This is a genomic window from Pseudomonas sp. RA_105y_Pfl2_P56 (assembly GCF_963970845.1).
In the GTDB taxonomy this organism is placed as follows: Bacteria; Pseudomonadota; Gammaproteobacteria; order Pseudomonadales; family Pseudomonadaceae; genus Aquipseudomonas; species Aquipseudomonas baetica_A.
This window is the reverse complement of record NZ_CAXAPL010000023.1, coordinates 27,246-43,572: the sequence shown is the minus strand read 5'-3', so window position 1 is coordinate 43,572 and position 16,327 is coordinate 27,246. Positions and strand designations below refer to the sequence as shown.

Genomic DNA, 16,327 nt, shown 5'->3' with positions numbered 1-16,327 from the left:
AACAGCCGCACAAACAAAAACGCCCCGACCAAAGTCGGGGCGTTTTCATGTGCAGCTAAGGCTTAGCGCGGGAAGGCTGGCGGGTTTACACCGGCCATATCTTCCATCACGCGAACAACCTGGCAGCTATAACCGAACTCGTTGTCGTACCAGACGTAAAGAACAACGCGGTTGTCCTGAACGATGGTTGCTTCAGCGTCGACAACACCGGCGTGGCGCGAGCCAACGAAGTCGGTGGATACCACTTCCTGCGAGTTGACGAAGTCGATTTGCTTGTGCAGATCGGAGTGCAGCGCCATGTAGCGCAGGTACTCGTTCATCTCTTCACGGGTGGCAGCTTTCTCAAGGTTCAGGTTGAGAATGGCCATCGACACGTTTGGCGTCGGAACACGGATCGCGTTACCGGTCAGCTTGCCGGCCAGCTCAGGCAGGGCCTTGGCAGCAGCGGTAGCAGCACCGGTCTCGGTGATGACCATGTTCAGCGCAGCGGAACGACCACGGCGATCGCCTTTGTGGAAGTTGTCGATCAGGTTCTGGTCGTTGGTGTACGAGTGAACGGTTTCGACGTGACCGTTGATGATGCCGAACTTGTCATTCACAGCTTTGAGCACCGGCACGATGGCGTTGGTGGTGCAGGAAGCGGCGGACACGATCTTGTCGTCAGCGGTGATTTCACCGTGGTTGATGCCGTGAACGATGTTCTTCAGCTTGCCTTTGCCAGGCGCGGTCAGAACAACGCGGTCGATGCCCGGGCACGCCAGGTGCTGACCCAGACCATCGGCGTCACGCCATACACCGGTGTTGTCCACCAGCAGCGCATCTTTGATGCCGTACTGGGTGTAATCCACCTCGGTCGGGTTCTTCGCGTAGATCACCTGGATCAGGTTACCGTTGGCGGTGATGGTGCTGTTTTCTTCATCGATGGTGATGGTGCCGTTGAACGAACCATGAACCGAGTCGCGACGCAGCAGGCTGGCGCGTTTGGTCAAGTCGTTGTCGGCGCCTTTGCGCACCACGATGGCACGCAGACGCAGACCGTCGCCACCACCGGTTTTCTCGATCAGGATGCGGGCCAGCAGACGACCGATACGACCGAAGCCGTACAGTACAACGTCGGTGCCTTTGCGGGCCGAAGCGTTTTGCTGGCCAACCACGTCAGCCATCTCTTCGCGAACGAACTGCTCGGCGGTGCGGCCATTGCCTTCGTTACGGAATTTGAACGCCAACTTGCCCAGGTCTACCGAAGCCGCGCCGAGCTTGAGCTCGCTCATGGCTTTAAGCAGAGGGAATGTTTCGTGGACGGAGAGTTCGCTGTCGTCGGAAGAACGGTGGCGCGCAAAGCGGTGAGCTTTGAGAATCGCGATGACAGACTGGTTGATCAGGCTGCGGCCATAGATCGAGCTCACCACGTTGTTATTGCGGTAAAGCTGACCGATAAGCGGAATCATCGCTTCTGCGAGTGCTTCACGGTCGATCCATTCACCAAGACACTGGTCGGGCTTCTGAGTCACGGTAACCTTCCACATGTAGGGGCAGAAAAAAGGGGCTACATTATGCCGCCGGGAGCCTCTTGTAGCAATGCGCGCTTGTCGCGCAACCGGTAACAAAATCCCGTTCAAAAAAATTACGCCTTTCTCTAGCCCAGTAAAACCGGGGCCTGCAGCGCAGTCAATTTTTCGACGACTGTTAGACGATGTCCGTAACCCTCCGTAACACCACCCGGTTTCGGCACTACATAATCATTAAAAAAGTACTCGTTTTTATGGTTACCACTACATTTTGCGCAATAAGCGAAGATAGACACAGTCTGCAACTGACAGGCAGCACCTGACGCCGCTACAATTACCGACTTTGTCGCAACGCCTGGAGCTCAACCTTCCGTGCCTGTTCTGCGTCTTCCGCTTCTCCCTGCCGAGGCAGGTAAACAGCACTGGGGCAACCTGCCCGGTGCCGCCCTGAGCCTGGCGATTGCCGAGGCTGCCAGCGCTGCCAAGCGCTTCACCCTGCTACTGACCGCCGACAGCCAGAGTGCTGAACGACTGGAACAGGAGCTGAGTTTCTTCGCCCCGGATTTGCCCGTTCTGCATTTCCCCGACTGGGAAACCCTGCCCTACGATCTGTTCTCGCCGCACCAGGACATCATTTCCCAGCGCATCGCCAGCCTATATAGGCTGCCGGAACTGGAGCACGGCGTGCTGGTGGTGCCGATCACCACGGCCCTGCATCGCCTGGCACCGACCAAATTCCTGCTCGGCAGCAGCCTGGTGCTGGACGTCGGCCAGAAGCTTGATGTCGAACAGATGCGCTCGCGGCTTGAAGCCAGCGGCTATCGCTACGTCGACACCGTTTACGAACATGGCGAGTTCACCGTGCGCGGCGCGCTGATCGACCTGTTCCCGATGGGCAGCAAACTGCCGTATCGCATCGATCTGTTCGACGACGAAATCGAAACCCTGCGCACTTTCGACCCGGAAAACCAGCGCTCCATCGACAAGGTCGATTCGGTCAAGCTGCTGCCGGCCAGGGAATTCCCGCTGCAAAAAGATGCGGTGACCCGCTTCAAGGCGCGTTTTCGCGAGCGTTTCGATGTCGACTTCCGTCGCTGCCCGATCTTTCAGGACCTGAGCAGTGGCATCACACCGGCCGGTATCGAGTATTACCTGCCGCTGTTCTTTGATGAAACCTCGACCCTGTTCGATTACCTGCCACAGGACACGCAAGTGTTCTCGCTGCCGGGCATCGAGCAAGCGGCAGAGAACTTCTGGAACGACGTGCGCAACCGCTATGAAGAACGCCGCGTCGATCCATCGCGTCCTTTATTGCCACCCGCCGAACTGTTCCTGCCGGTGGAAGACTGCTTCGCCCGCCTCAAGAACTGGCCGCGGGTGGTTGCCAGTCAGCAGGACGTGGACACTGGCGCTGGTCGCGAACGCTTCCCCGCTCAAGCGCTGCCGAATCTGGCCATCGAAGCCAAAGCCACCCAACCGCTGGCGGCGCTGGCAGCGTTCCTCGATGAGTTCCCTGGCCGCGTGCTGTTCACCGCCGAATCGGCGGGCCGTCGCGAAGTGTTGCTGGAACTGCTGGAACGCTTGAAGGTGCGGCCGAAAACCGTCGACAGTTGGCCGGACTTTGTCGCGAGCAAGGATCGCCTGGCAATTACTATTGCCCCGCTCGACGAAGGCCTGATGCTCGACACGCCTTCGCTGGCACTGGTGGCGGAGAGCCCACTGTTCGGCCAGCGGGTGATGCAGCGTCGCCGTCGCGAAAAGCGTACCGACGCCAACAACGACGCGGTGATCAAAAACCTCACCGAACTGCGCGAAGGCGCACCGGTGGTGCATATCGACCATGGCGTCGGCCGTTACCTGGGCCTGACGATTCTGGAAATCGACAATCAGGCTGCCGAATTCCTCACCCTGGAATACGCCGAAAACGCCAAGCTTTACGTGCCCGTCGCCAACTTGCACCTGATCGCTCGCTACACCGGCAGCGACGATGCGCTGGCCCCACTGCACCGCCTCGGCTCCGAGACCTGGCAGAAAGCCAAACGCAAAGCCGCCGAACAGGTGCGTGATGTGGCTGCCGAACTGCTCGATATCTACGCCCGCCGTGCCGCTCGTGAAGGCTACGCATTTGCCGACCCGAAAGCCGACTACGCGACGTTCAGTGCCGGTTTCCCGTTCGAAGAAACGCCGGATCAGCAATCGACCATCGAAGCCGTGCGCGAAGACATGCTCGCGCCGAAACCGATGGATCGACTGGTCTGCGGCGACGTGGGTTTCGGCAAGACCGAAGTGGCCATGCGCGCGGCGTTCATTGCCGTGCACGGCGGCCGCCAGGTGGCGATTCTGGTGCCGACCACCCTGCTCGCCCAGCAACACTACAACAGCTTTCGTGATCGCTTCGCCGACTGGCCGGTGACCGTGGAAGTGATGAGCCGCTTCAAATCGGCCAAGGAAGTCAACGCTGCGATTGCCGATCTGGCCGAAGGTAAGATCGACATCGTCATCGGCACCCACAAGCTGCTTTCCGACGATGTGAAGATCAAAAACCTGGGGCTGGTGATCATCGACGAAGAACACCGCTTTGGTGTGCGTCAAAAAGAACAGCTCAAAGCCCTGCGCAGCGAAGTCGACATCCTGACGCTGACCGCGACGCCGATTCCGCGCACGCTGAACATGGCGGTGTCGGGCATGCGTGACCTGTCGATCATCGCCACGCCGCCGGCACGGCGCCTGTCGGTGCGCACCTTCGTCATGGAGCAGAACAAGAGCACGGTCAAAGAAGCCTTGCTGCGTGAACTGCTGCGCGGCGGCCAGGTTTATTACCTGCACAACGATGTGAAAACCATCGAGAAATGCGCCGCCGATCTGGCCGAACTGGTGCCGGAAGCGCGGATCGGCATCGGCCACGGGCAGATGCGCGAACGTGACCTCGAACAGGTGATGAGCGACTTCTACCACAAGCGTTTCAACGTGCTGATCGCCTCGACCATTATCGAGACCGGCATCGACGTACCAAGCGCCAACACCATCATCATCGAACGCGCCGACAAGTTCGGTCTGGCGCAGTTGCACCAGTTGCGCGGTCGCGTCGGTCGCAGTCACCACCAGGCTTACGCTTACCTGCTGACACCGCCACGCCAGCAAATCACTTCGGACGCAGAAAAGCGTCTGGAGGCGATCGCCAATACCCAGGACCTTGGCGCCGGTTTCGTACTGGCGACCAACGACCTGGAAATCCGCGGCGCAGGCGAATTGCTCGGCGATGGCCAGAGCGGTCAGATTCAAGCCGTGGGCTTCACGCTGTACATGGAGATGCTTGAGCGCGCGGTGAAATCGATCCGCAAGGGCGAGCAACCGAACCTCGATCAACCGCTCGGCGGTGGCCCGGAGGTCAATCTGCGAGTGCCGGCGCTGATTCCGGAAGATTATCTGCCGGATGTTCATGCCCGACTGATCCTGTACAAGCGCATTGCCTCGGCGACTGACGAGGAAGGCTTGAAGGACTTGCAGGTCGAGATGATCGACCGCTTCGGCCTGCTGCCGGAGCCGACCAAAAATCTGGTGCGCATCACTGCGCTGAAATTGCAGGCCGAACAACTGGGCATCAAGAAGGTCGATGGCGGGCCGCAAGGTGGACGTATCGAATTCGCCGCGCAGACGCCGGTTGACCCGATGACGTTGATCAAACTGATCCAGAGCCAGCCCAAACGCTACAAATTCGAAGGCGCCACGATGTTCAAGTTCCAGGTGCCGATGGAGCGCCCGGAAGAGCGCTTTAATACTGTAGAGGCGCTGTTCGAGCGCCTCATCCCGAAAACTGCTTGAAGGACGCCGCATGCGCCTGTTTCGCTCACTGACCTTGCTACTGACCTTGGTAGCGCCCACGGCATTTGCCGATGACACCTATCAAGTTGAAATGATTCTGGTCCGCCAGAACGCGGTTCCGGCGATTGTCAGTCGCACCGCACCGGAAGACTGGGCCGCAGGCGCCCAGCGCCTGGGCGATGATAGCAACCGCACACCTGCGCTCGGCGATGTTGCCAGCAAACTCACCGCCAGCGGCGACTACAGCGTGTTGATGCACAAAGCCTGGCAGCAGCCACTTGGCGAGGCGCCGACCAAAGTCGCTGTCAGCGACGGCAAAGAACAGTTCGGCCAGTTCCCGATCGAAGGCACGCTTGAGATGAAGCTCGGGCGTTTCACCGACGTGACGGCCGACTTCTGGGTCAATCAGATCGACGCCAATGGCCTGGTCACCTCAAGCGAACGCCTGCGACAGGACAGTCACACCAAAAACGGCCAACTCAACTATCTCGACAACGGCCACCTGGCCCTGCTGATCAAGATCACTTCCCTGACGGCTCCAGCTCCACGGCAAGCGCCTGAAGCCATTGCGGACTGACCGAAGTCCTTATGTCTGCCCCCTTAAGTAAACCGTTGGCACCCTCCTGGGTCAGCCGATTCAAGGAACAAAGCCTGGAGCGTGGCCGCCGCTACGCCCTGGAAAACCGGGTACGCATCGCCCAGGTCGGCGATGCGACCATCACCGCCAGTTGCGAAGGCTCTGGCGGTAACGTCTACCGTCAGACCATTCACTTGCGCGAGTCAGCCAAAGGCACCTTGCTGTTGGTGGACGCCGGGTGCACCTGCCCGGTTCGCATCAACTGCAAACACTGCGCAGCGGTGTTGCTGCATATACAGGAAACCCTCGATTTCCCCGCCGCCGCCAAAGACGCCGAACTGCTGGAAAAACTTCAAGCCGTACTGGAGAACCGCAGCCCCAAAGCCCCGCCGCAAGTGCTGATCGACAACGTGCAACCGCTGCCACGCCTGTGGCTGGCCAGTGTCGAGTTCAGCGCTTTCGAACCGCGCAACGGCAAAATGCAGCGCTATATTCAACATCGCGCGGCGTTGTCCTTCAGTTATCTGGACGAATACGTCAGCGGGCAGAAAAACAGCGACATCCTGATTCGCCAGGAAGCCCAGACGCTGCGGATAAAACGCCACCCGGAAATAGAACAGTCCTACCGCGAACAGTTACGAATCCTCGGCTTCCGTATCGCCACGCGACAAAGCAAAGCCTTGCCGGAAAGTGCTGGCGAACTCTATGAGATGGTCAACGACAGCGCCTGGCTGACCTTTACCCTCAATGATTTGCCGAAGCTGCGCACACACGGCTGGGAAATACAGATCGACGAAGAGTTCGGCTTCGACCTGACTGCCGTGGATGACTGGTACGCCACCGTCGAACAGGCGCCGGAGCGCGACTGGTTTGATCTGGAGCTGGGGATTATCGTCAACGGTGAGCGCCTGAGCCTGTTGCCGATCCTGCTCAACCTGATGCGCTCCCATGCTGAAATCCTCAATCCGGAACGCCTTGCACGCCGCCGCGATGACGAGCTGATTCTGGTCAATGTTCCGCAACGCAACAGCGAGCACGGGCCGCTGCAAGTAGCGCTGCCGCTGGGTCGATTGAAACCGGTACTCGCGACCTTGGGCGAGTTCTATTTGCAGGAACCCGGGGAAACCACCCTGCGCCTGAGCAAGGCTGACGCCACACGCTTGAATTCGCTGGAAGGCATTCCGCTGCTTTGGGAGGGTGGCGAACAGATCCGCACCTTTGCCCAGCGTCTGCGTGACATTCGCGATTTCAGTGCAAAAGCACCAGAGGGATTGAACGCGACGTTGCGCCCCTACCAGCTCGAAGGCTTGAGCTGGATGCAATCGCTGCGGCAGCTGGAGGTCGGTGGGATTCTTGCGGACGACATGGGACTGGGTAAAACCCTGCAGACACTGGCGCATATTCTCAGCGAGAAAAATGCCGGACGCCTGAACCGCCCGTGCATGGTGGTGATGCCCACCAGCCTGATCCCGAACTGGCTTGATGAAGCGGCGCACTTCACACCGCAACTGAAAGTGGTGGCCCTGTACGGAGCCAGCCGCAAAAAGCATTTCGATCATTTGGCCGACTATGACCTGATCCTCACCACCTACGCGCTGCTGCCCAAGGACATCGAGCGTCTGGCGCAACAGCCTTTGCACGTATTGGTGCTGGACGAAGCGCAGTACATCAAGAACCCAAACAGCAAAGCGGCCCAGGCTGCGCGCGAATTGAACGCTCGCCAACGCCTGTGCCTGAGCGGCACGCCACTGGAAAACCACTTGGGTGAACTGTGGTCGCTGTTCCACTTCCTGCTGCCCGGCTGGCTCGGCGACGTCAAAAGCTTCAACGCCGATTACCGCGTACCGATCGAAAAGCGCGGGAGTGAAGTCAGACTTCAGCACCTCAACGGTCGGATAAAACCGTTTTTGCTGCGCCGCACCAAGGAGCAGGTTGCGACTGAACTGCCACCCAAAACTGAAATCATCCACTGGGTCGATCTCAACGAAGCCCAGCGCGATGTGTACGAGACCATGCGCTTGGCCATGGATAAGAAAGTCCGCGACGAGATCACCCGCAAAGGCGTGGCACGCAGTCAGATCATCATTCTTGAAGCGCTGCTGAAACTGCGTCAGGTCTGCTGTGATTTGCGCTTGGTTAACGACGCTACCCTGCCCGCTCGCGGCAGTACCTCAGGCAAACTCGACAGCTTGATGGAGATGCTGGAGGAGCTGTTCGAGGAAGGTCGGCGGATACTGCTGTTTTCGCAGTTCACTTCGATGTTGTCATTGATTGAAGACGAGCTGAAAAAACGCAATATCTCCTACGCTTTGCTGACCGGGCAGACCCGGGACCGACGTACGCCGGTGAAGGAATTTCAGAGTGGCAAGCGTCAGATTTTTCTGATCAGCCTGAAGGCCGGCGGTGTTGGCTTGAACCTGACGGAAGCGGACACAGTGATTCACTACGATCCATGGTGGAACCCGGCGACCGAGAATCAGGCGACTGACCGCGCGTATCGGATCGGCCAGGAGAAACCGGTATTCGTCTACAAGATGATTGCCCGAGGCACGGTGGAAGAGAAGATTCAGCACCTGCAGAAAGAAAAATCCGACCTGGCGGCGGGCGTGCTGGATGGGCGCAAGGCGGGGGACTGGAAATTGCAGAGCGATGACATTGAAGCGCTGTTTGCGCCGTTGCCGGATAAGTTCGAGAAGCGCTAAGACTGTCGGCGTCAGTCGGGCAGTTTTTGCGAGCAAGCCCTCTCCCAACCTGGATCTGTAGTGCTCACAACTCCAGACTGGGAACAGCGGGGCAATACTGCAAGGTTCAGCTATCAACTCCTGGGGGCAGGCAGCGGCGCAAAAAGTGCCTCAATATCGCTTTGCTCCAGCTTCCAGCCGCCAGTGGTACCGCCTTCAAGCACCGCACCGGCCAACGCCGCTTTCTCCTGCTGCATCGCCTGTATTTTTTCTTCCACCGTGCCTCGGGCAATCATTTTGTAGACGAACACCGGGTTGTTTTGCCCAATCCGGTAGGCACGGTCTGTCGCCTGATTTTCTACCGCAGGGTTCCACCACGGGTCGAAATGGATGACTGTGTCCGCCGCTGTCAGGTTCAAACCTGTGCCGCCGGCTTTCAAACTGATCAGAAACAACGGCACCTTACCGCCCTGAAAGTCTTTCACCGGTGTACGCCGATCCGTCGTTTCGCCGGTCAGCAGCGAATAGCCAAGACCACGCTGCTGCAACTCCTGCTCAATCAGGGCGAGCATCGACGTGAATTGAGAAAAGAGCAGAATTCTGCGGCCCTCACCAAGCAGCTCTTCGAGCATCTCCATCAGACTGGACAGTTTTCCGCTGCCGGAGCGAAGGGTCTTCGGCGTCAGCGGCATTTTGATCAACCGCAGATCGCAACAGACCTGGCGCAGCTTGAGCAAAGCGTCAAGGATAATGATTTGACTGCCGCCTACACCGCTGCGGGCAATTTCCTCACGCACCTTCTTGTCCATGGCCACGCGAACCGTTTCATAAACGTCTCGTTGACCATCGCTCAGATCAACCCAATGCACAATTTCTGTTTTTGGCGGCAACTCGGTCGCCACCTGGTCTTTCTTTCGACGCAACAGAAACGGCTTTATCCTGGCCGTCAAATGTTGCATACGCTGGGCATTTCCGTGTTTTTCGATGGGCGTACGGTAGTCTCGATTGAACGATTTGCTATCACCAAGCCAGCCAGGCAATAGAAAGTGAAACTGAGACCACAACTCGCCCAGGTGGTTTTCCAGTGGTGTTCCGCTCAGGCACAACCGCTGGCGAGCCTGCAGATCACGGGCCGCCTGAGCAGCCTTGCTGACTGGATTCTTGATGTTCTGTGCCTCATCGAGAATCAGCACACTCCACATCTGCGGCTGCAGAGCGTCAAGGTCTCGCGGCAGCAGCGCGTAGGTCGTCAGTACCAAGTCGTACTCGGCAAGGCAGGCAAAATCCTTTTGACGCGTCGCGCCATGCAGCGCCAACACCTTCAATTGCGGAGTAAAACGCTGTGACTCATCCAGCCAGTTGGGTATCAGGCTTGTGGGCATCACGACGAGTGCAGGATGATCGAGCCGTCCAGCCTGCTTTTCCGTGAGTAGATGCGCCAGGGTTTGCAGGGTTTTCCCCAACCCCATGTCATCGCCAAGAATACCGCCAACCTCCAGCTCGCGCAGGGTTTGCATCCAGTTCAGACCTTCGAGCTGGTAGGGACGCAACTGCGCCTTGAGACCGGCGGGTGCAGCGACGTGCGCATGCGTCGACTCGCGCAATCGCTTTGCAAAAGCGCGCAATCGATCACCACCTTGCCAGTCGAGCGACACGCCTTCCAGTAAACTCAGACGCGCAGCATCGGGAGCACTCAAGCGCAACGCATCGCCCTGATGATTGCCCAGATACAACTCAGCAAGCGTGGCCATCAGCGGCTTGACCCTGCCATAGGGTAGCGCGACTTTTGTAGTTGCACGGGAAGCGAGGTGACCACCTCCCAGCTCGATCAAGAGTTGCTCATCATCGCTGCGCTGACCCAGGCTGGAGGGCTCGAGCAACTGTGGCTGGCTGCGTAACAAATGCAGCAGGATCGGCAACAGGCTGTACCGCTCGCCGTTGACGACAATACCTAGCTGCAGATCAAACCACTGATGCCCGGACTCCTCCTCGACTTCTGCATACCACTGCTCCACAGGCTGCAAATTGAAATGAAAGCCAGGGCTGATATCGATTTTCCAGTTAGCCTCGCGCAACACCGCGAGTCCATCCTGCATAAATAATAGCCAGGCCGAATCATCGGGCAGGACGAACATCTCGCCCGGACGGTCAATGCTACTTTTGCGCGTGGCCTTTTTAAAACCTTGCTTCGTCAAGAGCTGGCGCAAGGCTTTCTCGGCGGCGGGTTGGCGTTGAATACGCTGAGTTTCAACACCACTGAGGACCAACACTTCCGGATTTCTGTCCGTTGCTGGATGTCCGTTGTAGGTAAACGCCAATGCCGCCCGATGCTCCAGCTCATATTGCCAGCGCGCATAACGCTTGCCACTGGCGAGAGTGAGGTGAGCCTTGGGCAGAACGTTGTCGATAACACGATCAGTGAGGGCATGCGGCGGAGCAACCTGGGTCACAGCGCCCATGCGATGGCTAAACTGCATCGACTGACGAGCCGGAATTTCCGGAGCCAGCGTCAAATGACAAGCCAGTTTCTCTTCCAGGTCGCTAGACAGAGGGCCGATCTGATGCCGCTCGCGGTCAAGATAGTAAAGAGGCTCCACAGCCAGTGGCGACTCCACCGCGGCTTCGTCACTGCTCCACTGAGAACGGAAACTGCCGTTTGGCTGCTCGGCCCAAGCAAAACGCCCCACCCTCCTCACGCCTTTGGTTAGAGGATGCAACACTTCAAAATCCAGGAAGAGTCGTGAGGTATTCAACAACATCTCAAGCAATTCAGCACCACTGCTACCCTCCAGAGGATAGCCGCTGTAATACGCATGATGGGAGTGCATGGCGATCAACAGCCTGGCAATGCGCAAGTCGAGTTCGGATAAGTAACCAGGTTGGCGGATCAGCAAGTCCGACAGCGAATACAGCGACTTGATATCGCGCAACTCGCCACTCTTGAGCTGATAACCCTTGAAAATCTGTACCAGCCACTTCCCTGTAGCAGGGGTTTCCTTGAGTTTGTATAACAGCCGCGTACTCGCCGCTTGCGCCAGTTCCCCGCCAGGCTTTGTCGCCGCGGGTATATCGGCGAGCCAACGCTCCAACTCACGATTGAGTTGAACCGGAGCGCGACTGTCAGATGAATTAACGGGTACTTCCTCCTTCAGGTGGTAAATAGCCGCAGCGCAGTGCTTGCAATAAAGCATGACAGGGCAAGAGCAAGAGCATTCGAGCCGCCAATGCCCCCCCGCTTTGACAAGCTCAATGACTTGCTCATACACCTCAATCCCAGAGCCGACACACGAAGCGACGACCCTTGAGTCGTCGATCTGAAGGATCGCTATCCGATCCTCGTCCGCATACTTCAGAGCCCTGTCCAGAGTGCGCTGGCTGAACACATCTTCCCAAGGCAGAGCATCCAGTTGCTCAACTATCGTAGTCACGCTGTCAACCCGCCAAAACGCGTGACAGGATCGACTTCACCGCACCCATCCCGTCCTGTAACGCCTGCTCGATCTGGGCCATGGTGATGACTTCAGTGGTCTTGCCCGCCGCCGGGTTCACCACCAGTGCCAGACAGGCGTAGTCCAGATCCAGTTCACGAGCCAGCGCCGCTTCCGGCATACCGGTCATGCCGACGATGTCGCAGCCATCACGCTCCAGACGGACGATTTCTGCGACAGTCTCCAGACGCGGGCCTTGCATGCAGGCGTAAACGCCCTGATCGCTGTATCCGCAGCCTTCGGCGGCTAACGCAGCAATCAACTGCTGACGCAACGGTTCGCTGTAGGGAAAGCTGAAGTCGATGTGGGTGACATGCTCCAGGTCATCGGCGAAATAGGTGTGCTCACGCCCACTGGTGTAATCGACGATCTGATGCGGCACGCAGAAATGCCCGGTGCCCATGGCCGGGTGAATCCCGCCGACGGCATTGACCGCGATGATTGCTTCGGCACCGGCCTGCTTCAACGCCCAAAGATTGGCGCGGTAGTTGACCTTGTGCGGCGGGAGACGGTGCGGATGGCCGTGCCGGGCGAGGAACAGCACTTCCTTGCCCGCGTATTCGCCAACCTGCACGTCGGCCGATGGCGCGCCGTAAGGCGTGTCCACCGCCAACGACTGGCGAATGCTCAAGCCTTCGAGCTGGGTCAGGCCGGTGCCACCAATGATTGCGAAAACCGCCATAACGGAAAATCCTTAATCGATCAGTTGAGCGTCTTTGAGCGCAACGATGGCGCTGAGCCAGCGCGGATCCTGACGGTAATCGGTGCTGGCGAACGCCTGACCGCGCATCCGCGCGATGCGAGCGGATGGCCTGACCTTCATACGTTGTGCAGCGCTCAGGGCCAACTCGGCCGCGGCGCGGTCGTTGCATACCAGGCCCATGTCGCAACCGGCAGTCAGTGCGGCTTCGATGCGACTGGCTGCGTCGCCGACCACGTGGGCGCCGGCCATCGACAGGTCGTCACTGAAGATCACACCGTCGAACTGCAACTCGCCGCGCAGAATGTCCTGCAGCCAGCGGCGGGAGAAACCAGCAGGCTGCGAGTCGACTTGCGGGTAGATGACGTGAGCGGGCATAACAGCAGCGAGTTGCTTGCTGAGCCGGGCGAATGGCACGAGGTCGTTGGCACGGATCTCATCGAGGCTACGCTCGTCGTTCGGGATCGCCACATGCGAATCGGCTTCCGCCCAGCCATGACCGGGGAAGTGTTTACCGGTGGCCGCCATGCCGGCGCTGTTCATGCCGCGAATAAAGGCACCGGCCAGTAATGCGGCACGTTCGGGATCGCCTTCGAACGAGCGGGTGCCGACAACGGCGCTGCGCTGATAATCCAGATCAAGTACCGGGGCGAAGCTCAGGTCGAGGCCGACCGCCAGCACTTCGGTGGCCATGATCCAGCCGCACTGCTCGGCCAGATATTCGGCATTCGGGTTGTCAGCAATGGCGCGCATGGCCGGTAGACGGACAAAACCCTGACGCAAGCGCTGGACGCGACCGCCCTCCTGATCCACGGCCAGCAGCAGGTCTGGACGTATGGCGCGAATCGATGCGCTCAGCTCGCGTACCTGACGTGGATGCTCGATGTTGCGGGCAAAAATAATAAGGCCGCCCACTTCGGGCTGACGCAACAAATGGCGATCTTCAGCCGTCAGCCAGGTACCGGCGACGTCCACCATCAACGAGCCTTGCAGGCCAGCAGTCATAGAGATTCCTTGAAAACAAAAAAACCGATCCACATGAAATCGCTACCAAGGGCGGTGCCTGGCACGTCGGCAATTTCTATGCAGAAGGGTTTCAGAACGAGAGTCGGCATGGGCAGCTAGCTTAGCGGATACAAGCTGCCGCGCCCACCCGTGCGCGGTTAAACCTTGGCGGCGACCGGCATTGATTTGCTGCGCGGACGCAGTTGAGCGGTGGCCATGGCCGCGTCGGTGACGCCGGTTTCGGCACGCATGCCCGCGGCGAGGAACGGCACCATCAGGCGCATGACTTGCTCAATGGAGGTGTTGACGCCGAAATCGGTTTCAGCAATCGCACGCAAGGCCTTGATGCCGGACATGCTGAACGCAGCAGCACCGAGCATGAAGTGCACGCGCCAGAACAACTCGATCGGAGGAATACGTGGCGCCGCCTCGTTGACCAGCAGCATATAGCGGCGGAATACCTTGCCGTACATGTCTTCCAGATAACGACGCAAGTGGCCTTGGCTCTGGCTGAATGCGAGACCAAGCAGACGCATGAAAATCGACAGGTCATTGCCGCTACGTGGCTGAACCACCAGCGCCTGCTCGACGAGGATTTCCAGCAACTCTTCAAGGGTGGGTTTGTTTTCAGGCTTGGCCTGACGCCGTTCCAGCTCTTTATCAAGGCTCGTGCAAAACGGCCCGAGGAAGCGCGAGAAGACCGCTTGAATCAGCGCTTTCTTCGAGCCGAAATGATAGTTCACCGCTGCCAGATTGACGCCGGCCTTGCTGGTGATCAAACGCAATGAGGTTTCAGCGAAACCTTTCTCCGCGAACAACTGCTCGGCAGCATCAAGAATGCGTTCAACGGTTTCCGACTGGGCCATGGCTACTCCGCCTGACAAACACTTGTTTGAAACATACGTTTCAGCCTGTGCCTTGTCAAGCCTGCCAGTTCGTTTTGGGAATGGTCGGTCAGCTATTTAACCACACAAGACCGATGCATTAATAAGCAGGCCTGCCGACCGTCCGGCGGCCTGTAAAAAAACGAGCATTGCCAAGACCGCTTCACTGTATATAATCCCAGTCACTGTATAAAAAGACAGAGCGATCAATATGCTAAAGCTGACGCCACGCCAAGCCGAGATTCTGGCCTTTATCAAACGCTGCCTTGAAGACAACGGCTACCCGCCGACCCGCGCAGAAATCGCTCAGGAACTGGGTTTCAAGTCGCCCAACGCAGCGGAAGAACATCTCAAGGCGCTGGCTCGCAAGGGCGCCATCGAGATGACCCCAGGTGCATCCCGTGGCATTCGCATCCCCGGTTTCGAAGCCAAAGCCGACGACTCGACCCTGCCAATCATCGGCCGAGTCGCTGCTGGCGCACCGATCCTCGCCCAGCAGCACATCGAAGAATCCTGCAACATCAATCCTGCATTCTTCCACCCTCGCGCCGACTATCTTCTGCGCGTACACGGCATGAGCATGAAGGACATCGGCATTTTCGATGGCGACCTTCTGGCCGTTCACACCACCCGTGAAGCGCGTAATGGTCAGGTTGTCGTCGCCCGCATCGGTGATGAAGTCACCGTCAAACGCTTCAAGCGCGAAGGCAGCAAAGTCTGGCTGATTGCAGAAAACCCTGAGTTCGCCCCCATCGAAGTCGACCTGAAAGATCAGGAACTGGTTATCGAAGGCTTGAGTGTCGGCGTAATCCGCCGTTAAAGGAGGCTTTATGCAGTTCCCACACACACCTCAACAGACACAACTGCCTTTATTCGAAGCGTTTCTAGCGCAACCGATAGCGCCGATCCTGAAAGAAGTGGTCGAGCGCCCGTGGAGTGTTGAACCGGAAGTATTCAGTGAACTGTCACTGCGCGGTGCCACCGGGAACTGCCTAAACCTGCTGGCTCCGATCCTTCGCGAACTGAGCGATGATCAGGACGCACGCTGGCTAACGCTGATTGCACCACCTGCCAGCCTGACACAAGCGTGGCTGCGGGATGCAGGGCTGAACCGCGAGCGCATTCTATTGCTGCAACCGAGGGGCACTCAAAGTGCTCAGCAACTGGCGTGCGAAGCCTTGCGCCTGGGGCGAAGTCACACTGTAGTCACTTGGCTCAATCCACTGAACACGGGTTCACGACAACAATTGATCAGCGCTGCACGCAAGGGCAACGCCCAGAGCCTGAATATTCGATTGGGTTAGCTGGCTGGTTACGGGCGCTGTTTGAAGCGCCGGGCTTCTCCAAGGATAGAGAAGCCGATCTGAAGCGACAGGACAAACAGGAAAGCAGACGGGGATCAATGAAGAACCCGCGGCCCTTCTTCCTTGTCAAAATCCCCCTCAATCATCCGACCCGCCATCTGCACACCGACGCTCAGCATCGCCTTGGCGATTTCTACATGCTGGCCCTGCAGGAATGTCTTGGCATCCTCGGAGAAATCCAGAGTCACCAGAGAACCCTCGTCCTCAGCCCTGCGCAGTTCGATTCGGCCGTCGGGTAACTCGACAATTTCTAGAAAGGACGTTGGCATATAGGTCTGTTCTCCACGAAAGGCAGGCA

At 58.4% G+C, this 16,327-nt stretch carries 11 protein-coding genes; 5 read left to right on the top strand and 6 right to left on the bottom strand.

The annotated features are described in order from the left end of the window. Positions 1–62: 62 nt before the first annotated feature. Positions 63–1,526, bottom strand: coding sequence for a glyceraldehyde-3-phosphate dehydrogenase (locus AACY11_RS16785; RefSeq protein ID WP_339433380.1), 1,464 nt, complete (start codon positions 1,524–1,526; stop codon positions 63–65). A 354-nt stretch (positions 1,527–1,880) separates the two neighbouring features. Here AACY11_RS16785 and mfd point away from each other — a divergent pair, with 354 nt between their 5' ends. From mfd to AACY11_RS16770, 3 genes are read left to right on the top strand one after another with little or no spacing between them, the layout of a single operon-like run. Further along, positions 1,881–5,330, top strand: a complete 3,450-nt coding sequence (gene mfd, locus AACY11_RS16780; protein ID WP_339495343.1) for a transcription-repair coupling factor — start codon at positions 1,881–1,883, stop codon at positions 5,328–5,330. Positions 5,331–5,340: 10 nt separating this feature from the next. Further along, the gene (locus AACY11_RS16775; RefSeq protein WP_339433382.1) at positions 5,341–5,907 is read left to right on the top strand and encodes a CsiV family protein; all 567 of its coding nucleotides are present in this window, start codon (positions 5,341–5,343) and stop codon (positions 5,905–5,907) included. 11 nt (positions 5,908–5,918) lie between these two features. Further along, a complete protein-coding gene (locus AACY11_RS16770; RefSeq protein WP_339495341.1) occupies positions 5,919–8,609 on the top strand; it encodes a DEAD/DEAH box helicase in 2,691 nt (896 codons plus the stop codon). A gap of 113 nt (positions 8,610–8,722) precedes the next feature. Here the strand turns inward: AACY11_RS16770 and AACY11_RS16765 are convergent, their stop codons facing one another. The 4 genes from AACY11_RS16765 to AACY11_RS16750 all read right to left on the bottom strand — a co-directional run bounded on the left by AACY11_RS16765 (position 8,723) and on the right by AACY11_RS16750 (position 14,647). Beyond that, positions 8,723–12,016: a DEAD/DEAH box helicase gene (locus tag AACY11_RS16765; protein WP_339495339.1), complete on the bottom strand. Its 3,294-nt coding sequence runs from the start codon at positions 12,014–12,016 to the stop codon at positions 8,723–8,725. Between the two features lie 4 nt (positions 12,017–12,020). Further along, a complete protein-coding gene (locus AACY11_RS16760) occupies positions 12,021–12,758 on the bottom strand; it encodes an S-methyl-5'-thioinosine phosphorylase (RefSeq protein WP_339495337.1) in 738 nt (245 codons plus the stop codon). A gap of 12 nt (positions 12,759–12,770) precedes the next feature. Next, a complete protein-coding gene (nagZ, locus tag AACY11_RS16755; RefSeq protein WP_339433386.1) occupies positions 12,771–13,781 on the bottom strand; it encodes a beta-N-acetylhexosaminidase in 1,011 nt (336 codons plus the stop codon). Positions 13,782–13,939: 158 nt separating this feature from the next. Then, positions 13,940–14,647: a TetR/AcrR family transcriptional regulator gene (locus tag AACY11_RS16750; RefSeq protein ID WP_339433387.1), complete on the bottom strand. Its 708-nt coding sequence runs from the start codon at positions 14,645–14,647 to the stop codon at positions 13,940–13,942. Between the two features lie 229 nt (positions 14,648–14,876). Here AACY11_RS16750 and lexA point away from each other — a divergent pair, with 229 nt between their 5' ends. Both lexA and sulA read left to right on the top strand, forming a co-directional pair. Continuing rightward, a complete protein-coding gene (gene lexA / locus AACY11_RS16745; RefSeq protein ID WP_003226590.1) occupies positions 14,877–15,485 on the top strand; it encodes a transcriptional repressor LexA in 609 nt (202 codons plus the stop codon). Between the two features lie 10 nt (positions 15,486–15,495). Further along, a complete protein-coding gene (gene sulA, locus AACY11_RS16740; RefSeq protein WP_339433388.1) occupies positions 15,496–15,969 on the top strand; it encodes an SOS-induced cell division inhibitor SulA in 474 nt (157 codons plus the stop codon). A gap of 95 nt (positions 15,970–16,064) precedes the next feature. Here sulA and AACY11_RS16735 read toward each other — a convergent pair whose 3' ends face one another. Next, positions 16,065–16,298: a hypothetical protein gene (locus AACY11_RS16735; protein WP_221733227.1), complete on the bottom strand. Its 234-nt coding sequence runs from the start codon at positions 16,296–16,298 to the stop codon at positions 16,065–16,067. Between the last annotated feature and the right edge of the window lie 29 nt (positions 16,299–16,327).

Bases quoted from the DNA above. Each gene is read 5' to 3' on its own strand.
- AACY11_RS16785 (WP_339433380.1), bottom strand. From the start codon at position 1,526: ATGTGGAAGGTTACCGTGACTCAGAAGCCCGACCAGTGTCTTGGTGAA.
- AACY11_RS16775 (WP_339433382.1), top strand. From the start codon at position 5,341: ATGCGCCTGTTTCGCTCACTGACCTTGCTACTGACCTTGGTAGCGCCC.
- AACY11_RS16770 (WP_339495341.1), top strand. From the start codon at position 5,919: ATGTCTGCCCCCTTAAGTAAACCGTTGGCACCCTCCTGGGTCAGCCGA.
- AACY11_RS16760 (WP_339495337.1), bottom strand. From the start codon at position 12,758: ATGGCGGTTTTCGCAATCATTGGTGGCACCGGCCTGACCCAGCTCGAA.
- nagZ (WP_339433386.1), bottom strand. From the start codon at position 13,781: ATGACTGCTGGCCTGCAAGGCTCGTTGATGGTGGACGTCGCCGGTACC.
- AACY11_RS16750 (WP_339433387.1), bottom strand. From the start codon at position 14,647: ATGGCCCAGTCGGAAACCGTTGAACGCATTCTTGATGCTGCCGAGCAG.
- lexA (WP_003226590.1), top strand. From the start codon at position 14,877: ATGCTAAAGCTGACGCCACGCCAAGCCGAGATTCTGGCCTTTATCAAA.
- sulA (WP_339433388.1), top strand. From the start codon at position 15,496: ATGCAGTTCCCACACACACCTCAACAGACACAACTGCCTTTATTCGAA.
- AACY11_RS16735 (WP_221733227.1), bottom strand. From the start codon at position 16,298: ATGCCAACGTCCTTTCTAGAAATTGTCGAGTTACCCGACGGCCGAATC.